Source organism: Celeribacter sp. (genome assembly GCF_048270365.1).
In the GTDB taxonomy this organism is placed as follows: domain Bacteria; phylum Pseudomonadota; class Alphaproteobacteria; order Rhodobacterales; family Rhodobacteraceae; genus Celeribacter.
The window spans coordinates 1-6,833 of sequence record NZ_JBLWTA010000064.1; the positions used below are offsets into that span (position 1 = coordinate 1).

Genomic DNA, 6,833 nt, shown 5'->3' on the forward strand with positions numbered 1-6,833 from the left:
ACTACCGCCCTCAATATGGCCCAGACTATCGTCGGCGATGCCAAGGCCCGCGTCTCTGAAAAGAACCCCCTCGTCTCCGGCAAGGTGGAATATGCTGGCCGACCGCTCCGGGTCCAGGTCGCCGTACCGCCCGCCATCGATCGCGGCGCCTCGATCACGATCCGACTCTTCGCCTCGGGCAGTGTCAGGGACTATGCCCCGATCTATCTCTTCGGCAAGGCCGTCTCGCTCGATGCGCTCCGCGCAGAGAAGATGAAAAACATCACCAATCTGGCAGAGGAGAACCTTGCGGTCGCACTACAAACCCTGGTCGAGGCGCGACTCAACGTCCTGATCAGCGGCGGTACCTCGACCGGCAAGACCACCTTCGCCCGACACCTACTGACCCATGTGAGCGAGCACGAACGGCTGATCACCATCGAAGACGCTTTTGAGCTCTTCCCCGGCCAGCCGAACACCGTCGCCCTTCTGGCCGACCGCGGTGTCGGTTCACAACGCAGCGCCAACGCCCTCCTTCAGGCTTCCCTCCGCATGCGCCCCGACCGGATCATCGTCGGTGAGCTGCGCGGGGCCGAGGCCCTGACCTATCTCGAAGCGATCAACACCGGGCATGGTGGGTCAGTCTCCACCATCCACGCCGAAACCGCGGAACTGGCAATCGATCGACTGGCGATTATGGTTCTCCAAGCTGGCACACCGCTGACTTTCGCCGAGGTGCGTGAGTACATCCGGAAATCCATCGATGTGATCGTCCAGCTCGGGCGGGCGGACGGGAAGCGCGGGATCACGGAGTTCTATATGCCGGGCCGAAGACGAATTTCGGTAGAGTGAGCAGAAATAAGCAGGCTACAGTAATTGAGCTGAGACACTTGCTACGCGTTTCCAACCAGGTATTCACCGTAGGAGCTTCAAAAGCGTGTTCTTGTAGCTATTGTAAACTGGAATAATCGTGTCTGTGTCGATGCACTCGTTAGCTTGATGAATGCCTCGATAGGCAACACCGAACCCGCAAACCGCATCAACACCTACCGACGCTAAATAGTTTCCGACGTTTGACGGGCCGCAGACTTCAATAGATGGTTCCGTTGAAAATTCCCGCTTTGCGGCGTCAAATAGATTTGAAACTAAAGGTGATTCATGGCTAATTTGATATGCAGGCCAAGACTGTTCGTTTGTAATTTTCGTCTTTTGTCCTTCGTGATGCTCAGAAACGTGCTTCACTGCTTCACTGATAAAACGCCTTGCATCTGCCTTTTGAAAGGACGGGGTAAGCCTGATATCCACCCTAACATAGCACACGTCAGAGGTGATCGAAAATGAGTTTGCTCCACCATTAACGGATGTAATCGTGACCTTTGGCGCGACTGGGAATTCTCCTGAGAGCGTCTCAATTTTCTTTTTTTTAGAATTAATCCACTGACAGAATTCTAAAGCTTTGAGTATTGCGTCGTCATTTGTTTTGCGCCTGGAGCCAGTGTGCTGTGCTGTACCAAAGAAAGTAACTCTTGATCTATAGAAGCCACGAGCTCCGGACTTTATCGAATCATGACCAGGGTAACCAATGTAGGCACCTTGAAATTTCTTAGCTTCTTTTCTGTCAACCACGCTCTTGATTGCACCGAAGCCTCCTGTATGCTCATCAGAGTCCGCCAAAAAAACCAAAGTTCCACGCAGGTTCTCTCCTCTTAAATCGGCTAGGAGGTGCGAGAAAATTGCAATCCCAATCTTTGAATCTGCGCTACCTCGTCCGTGAAGCCAACCATTGTGATCAAGTCTACCGCTTGAAGGGTCATAGCTCCAATTTCGTCTGTCGCCGTATGGTGCGGTGTCTAGGCAAGCAGTAACCAGGTAAAACGGCCCTCTACCGCTACCTACACGTGAAGTAAGACCAAGGAACGAATTCTCGACCTTTCTTCTCGGAGATCGAATCACATCGAAAGGAAGACCTGCAGACTGGAACCACTCTGATAGGGCTTCGATTATGGGTTGCTGCCTATCAACACCACCCTGACTGGGAACCGCCACCAAATTCTGAGTTAGTTCAATGATGGAAGCCTTGAGAGCGCTATCGCCATGAAGAAAATCAGTCCTAGCAGGCACGAGCTGGAGGCGCTGTTGACCATCGGTTGACTTAGCTATTCCATACTTCATGCTGGCCCCGCGTCCACCTGTCTACCCGCTGGATCATACACTGTTTGACACTCCCGCGCCATCGTAGCCAAAATACTGCATAGCTTTTGTGACGCCGCATCATCATCGATAACGAGAGCAGTGTCATATGAGTTCCCAATATTGAGCGTTGGCAGGGTGATAACAGCCTTGGTTTCTGATGCAGCAACAAATCGTTCTGGCACTACACCGCCTAGTTCATAACGACAGACGGTAACCTTCCCATCTCCGTTGGAATAATCACGTTTCGCCGCGACTTTCAGCAACTCTTGGATATGTTCCTCAAGGACCGCGTGGTGTGGCGACCCAACCAATATGCGCGCATGCTCTAGACTTGGGTAAAGCGCAAGCTGTGCCTGAATTGCGTCCAGATAGCCTTTGTCTCTCGACCTTGACCCCATAACCACCAAGGAACGCTTGGCTGTTTTGACAACACTGTTGTCTCCTCGCCATAGTTCGTCGTAGAGACGTTCCTTCGAAGTTACAACGTAAACGCATTTGTCGAGACAATCGGCAGCATCTCGTCTTGTGTCAGGCGGCGAACGGAACCGATCCACCAACACGACACCGACCAGACCCGGCAAAAACCACCAACCGTATTGTTGGACGTAGGTTGACGCATCAAAATCTGCAACAGTTTTGAGCAGCTTGCTGAAGCCGAAGAAGCCGACGGTAAAAGAAACAAAACCATTAAGCGCAGGGGAGATCTTAAACAGGTCTTTCCACTCGGTAATTTTGATTGCCATGTCTAACGTTCCTCTACTTCGGTCAGCTTAATTTGGTTAGAGCCCCTCGATCAATGCTAAACTAACGCCTCGATATGTGCTTTTCGGGAGTGGAATGGTGGCAGGTCCCCATCGGGTGGGCCAGTTTGATCGTTAGTACCATGCCTCTGTGCTCCGAGCCCCAACCTTGGATCGCCGGAAGCTGGAATTTCCCGGCTAAGTACGCTGTGCGCGCCTGAATGATCTGGTCGAAAAGAACAAACGGTTACCCACCCAACAAGTCCTCGATGAAGTCCTCCTGCCTGTCGAGCGCCGCCTCCCATTCCTTCGGCACGGCGGCTTCCCGATCGAGCGTCTCCGGCTCTGGTTGCCCGCGCCCGGCCTCCATGGTCCTCACACTCATCGCGCGCGCTTCGCGGCGCTGCGAGCGGTCCCGGACAGGCGCGCGTTCGGCTGGTTTCGCCTGCTCATCTGCGCTGGCCTCGTCACCACCGTCGCTTCCCCAAGGCCCCACGCCCTGAACACTCGGCGGGTAGGGGAAGGGCTTGCCCTCCTGGCGGGCCAGCATCTCCTTGAAGAACGGATCGTCATAATACTTGATCCGGCTCGCCTTGATCGGGTGCTGGGGCGAGGCAAGGATGATGACCTCGTCGGGATCCATGAGGCGCGCTTCGGTCTCGGAGAGGAGCGGCCGCTCTTCCAGCCGCGCCGAGGTCGAGGTCGCACCGAGGAAGCCTTTGTTGCGGCCATACATCCGGGTCACCGCCTCGCGGGTGGTGCTGCCGACGGCCGCCGAAACTTCTTTCACGGTGCGCTGGTCCCGCGGGGTGATGTAGAGCTTGAGCCCTGCCCCGTTCTCGAGGCTCTCACGGCCCTCGGGTCCGTAGATCCGGTCGAGCGAGGCCAGCGACTGCGCGATCATCGCGACGCGACCGCCATAGCTTGCCAGCGAATGGATCGCGCGTTCGAGATAGGGCATCGCCCCCATCTGCTGGAATTCGTCGATCATCATCATGACCGGCCAGGGCTCATCCGGGCCAGGTTCGTTCAACCGGATCGAGGCGATGAGATCGGCGAACATCAAGCGCAAGAGCGGCGCCAGCGTCGCGATGTGATCTTCGGAGACTGCGATGTAAAGCGACTGCGGTTGCTTCCGGAATGTCGAGAAATCAAAGTCGCTGTCGTGCGTCGCCGAGCGCACCGCCGGGTTGTCCCATTGCTTGAGACCGGCGGTCATCAGCGCCTGGATGTTCGAGGTCAAGAGCCGCGAGGAGGCCGAGGCCGCGTTGGTCCAGAGCTCGCGCAGGATGTCTTCCTCGGCCTCATCTGCATAGGTCTTGTACTGCGCGTTCTTGTACTCGCCCCCGGCAACGATCTTGTTCACCTCGCCAAGGTTCGGCGTTCCGCGCTGGATCGCCAGCAGGCAGGCCGCGACAAAGATCGACTTGCCGGCCTCGGAAAAGGTGTCGAGTTGCTTGTTGTCCTTGTCGAGGAAGAGGTCAGCGAGGATCGAGACCTCGGTGAAACGCCGCGCAAAGCTCGGGGCCTTCGCGATCCGCGCAAGCGGGTTGTAGCGATGCGTTGCATTGGCCCAGTCGAAGGGACTGAAGCGATAGACCTCGTCGCCGTTCAGCGCCCGAAGCCGCGCGGTCTTCTCGAAGTTCTCGCCCTTCACGTCGAGCACCACGACCGAGCCCGCGAAGCTCAGAAGGTTCGGGATCACGAAGCCGACGCCCTTACCGGCACGGGTCGGGGCCACCATCATCACATGGGGGATGGTGGTCGAGGAAATGAATTCCGCCTTGGACGTCGGGGAACCGAGCTTGCCGCAGACAAAGCCCTTGCCCGGCGCCTGCAGCATGTCGTTCTTCTTCAGCTCCGCTTTGGTCTGCCAATGGGCAGAACCGTAGTCATCGCGCTCCTTCTTCCAGGTCCAGGCCAGCGCGAGCGCGCCGAGGCCGATGGCCCCGAAGCCGACGGCGCCAAACCCAACCTTGAAGGCCTCTGGGTGCGCCGCGCGGGTGCCGGCGCTGGCCTTCCAGAGAGCCAGCATGTCGAAGCTGCCAAAGCCGGTTTTCAAAGCGAGGGTCAGGTAGAAGGCGGCAACGATGGTGCCGATGACGGCGCCGCAGATCACACCGAAAAGAAGCGCGGCCCAGAGGGGAAGTGTCTTGGTCATGGTGCTCATCCCCCTCAAAATTCCATCTCGTCATCCAGACCTCGGTCTCGGCCGAGCTCCTGCGCCTCCTGCTGGCCGCGCAACCGCGCGACCTCGGTCGCCTTGTCCTGCTGCAACCCGGCGGCGCGGTCGGTGAAGACCTGGTCGCCGGTCTCTTGATGCGTCATCTCGAGGAACTCCTGCGTGACGGTGATTTGATCGAGCTTGCTCGGCAGGGCGGCATCGAGCACTTCGTAGTTGCCGCGGCGAAGTTCGGCCAAGCCTTCTTCGCCCAGTTCCTTGAAGAGCTCGGATTGCAGGGTCCGCTCGACCGTCTCTTCCTGTTCCTCGGTGAGCTTGCCGTCCCGCAACATGTCGGCGAGGTCCTGCAGGTAGGGATTGGGCGTCCGGTCGTCGTCGATGAGCGGCAGGATCTCCTGTTCCTCGTCCGCGAGAGTCCGACCGATCTCGACGCCCAGTTCCTTCGCGCGTTCCATCAGCGCGTCCATCACGCCGTCGACCTTCTCGAGCGCGGCATCCAGTTGGTCGTCAGTGGCGGTCTCCACGCTGAGACCGTCTTTCGCCAGCACCGCGTTCATGTCGCGCTCGACCCAATCCTGCGCCATGCCGTAGTTCCGCGTGCCACCCGCCGCAATCCGAGCCACCAGTTCCTCGCTGTCCATGCCCACCTCTTCGGCGCGCTCGAGCACGTCGCGCAACCCTTCGTCCTTGCCGGACTGCAGCGCGGCGATCAGCACCTCACTGCCCGCCCCCGGCGGATAGGGTTCCTCGAGCTGCTTGCCAAAGCGCGCGCGCAATTCCGGGTCTGGCACCATCTGCGAGAGGTCCGCGATAATCGGCGCGGCCTTAGCCTCGAAGGCGGCGCGTTCGGCTGGATCCAGCTCCTCGGCCTTGAGCCTGAGCGCCTCGATCGTGCGCTCGGAATAGTCGATCGCGTCACCGACGGTTTTGATGTCCTTCATGTCTATCTCTCCTTCGGTGAAATCCCACGGCGTGCCCGAACCAAGCCCGTCCGCCATGCCGCGCAGGGCGCGGGCCATGTGGCGCTGGTCCATCCGGTCCAGCAGGTCGGCGAGGTTCTTGTAGTCCTTGGCGAAGCCCACCACCTGCGCCTGCGCGATGGCGGATTCCTGGGCCGTCATGACGATCTCGCGCGGCAGGCGAGCCTCTTCCTTGGCGCGGTAAATCTCCTCGATCCCGGCGGGCTTCTCGAAGATGCCGCGCTCGAGCCGGGTCGTGGCGTCGAGCATCACACCATAGCGTTCGGCGATCTCGGCCTGCTTCTCGCGCATGAGCTGCGGCGACATCACGCCCTCGGCCCAGCAAGAGAACCAGATGCCGTTTTCGACGCCGCGATTGTTCAGGATGATGTGCGCGTGCTTGTGCGCGCGGTCGTCATGGACCGCGAGCACATAGTCCCACTGGTCGCCGTATTCACCGCTCTCGAAGAAATGCTCCGTCCAGTCCATCGCCATGTCGCGCACCTGATCGACCGTCACGTCGGTCGGGAACGAAAGCAGCATGTGCGAGGTGAAGCCGAGCTTGGTCGAGCCGCGCCAGGTCCCGGCCCAATCCTCGATGATGTTCTCTTTCTGCTCCTCAGAAAGCACCGCCGCATCGGTCAGCGCATTGGTCATCGTCGAGTAGGTGTAGACCGCCTTATCGTTGATATAGGAGATCTGCACCCCAAGCGAAGCACGCGTCTTGCAGCCTCCCGTCCGGATCCGTTTGAACACCGCCGCGCGACTCTGCCCCGACGC

At 58.8% G+C, this 6,833-nt stretch carries 5 protein-coding genes; 1 reads left to right on the forward strand and 4 read right to left on the reverse strand.

The annotated features are described in order from the left end of the window. On the forward strand, positions 1-831 hold an 831-nt coding region (locus ACN0X0_RS22740), incomplete at its 5' end, for an ATPase, T2SS/T4P/T4SS family (protein WP_417281098.1). A 63-nt stretch (positions 832-894) separates the two neighbouring features. Here ACN0X0_RS22740 and ACN0X0_RS22745 read toward each other — a convergent pair. The 4 genes from ACN0X0_RS22745 to ACN0X0_RS22760 all read right to left on the reverse strand — a co-directional run. Continuing rightward, a complete protein-coding gene (locus tag ACN0X0_RS22745; protein WP_417281099.1) occupies positions 895-2,151 on the reverse strand; it encodes a M20 family metallopeptidase in 1,257 nt (418 codons plus the stop codon). After that, a complete protein-coding gene (locus ACN0X0_RS22750; protein WP_417281100.1) occupies positions 2,148-2,915 on the reverse strand; it encodes a hypothetical protein in 768 nt (255 codons plus the stop codon). The genes ACN0X0_RS22745 and ACN0X0_RS22750 overlap by 4 nt, the downstream gene beginning before the upstream one ends. 244 nt (positions 2,916-3,159) lie before the next feature. Next, positions 3,160-5,073 (reverse strand): type IV secretory system conjugative DNA transfer family protein, encoded by a 1,914-nt coding sequence (locus ACN0X0_RS22755; protein WP_417281101.1) that lies wholly within the window; start codon positions 5,071-5,073, stop codon positions 3,160-3,162. Positions 5,074-5,087: 14 nt separating this feature from the next. Next, the coding region (locus ACN0X0_RS22760) for a relaxase/mobilization nuclease domain-containing protein (protein ID WP_417281102.1) at positions 5,088-6,833 on the reverse strand (1,746 nt) is incomplete at its 5' end.